The following is a 449-nucleotide window of genomic DNA, read 5'->3' as shown; positions in this document are numbered from 1 at the left end:
GACTATTCGCCCGCTGTTGCGGGCTTTTTTTAGGCATCCAACCTATTCGAGTGAATCTTTTCCCCATAAATAGCCACCTCATAGTGCGTAACAAATAATTACCAACTATTCTTATTCTTGTAACAAAACTATTGCTTAATGCGTCACGTAAAACATGAGTGACCATGATTCGAAAAGAGACAGATAACATTAAGGTTCCGTTTGCATGACCATTTTGAGCTTAACCTCACTAAATTGAGGGCAATTATCAGGAAATTTGTCTAGCTCAGCACAATTATCTAAACACGAAAGACATAGCTCTATTTTAATCCAGAGATGTCACACATTTAAGTCACAGTAACTGTTAGACTAGCGGAGCTGATTAGAGAAAAAGGAAAGTAAGTATGAGACTGTTTAAGCGCTATACACCAGGTATGATTGCTAAACAGCGTGAGTCGACTATTTAAGGG

At 38.3% G+C, this 449-nt stretch carries 1 protein-coding gene; it reads right to left on the bottom strand.

Annotated features, from left to right (window positions below; translation table 11 throughout):
- Nucleotides 1–190 (bottom strand): hypothetical protein (locus CIK04_RS34625; RefSeq protein WP_325205952.1); only part of this gene is annotated, 190 nt, incomplete at its 3' end.
- Nucleotides 191–449 lie beyond the last annotated feature (259 nt).

It is taken from the genome of Vibrio sp. 03_296 (assembly GCF_002265885.1).
Note: the sequence above shows the minus strand (reverse complement) of the source record. Positions and strands in the feature narration are given on the sequence as shown.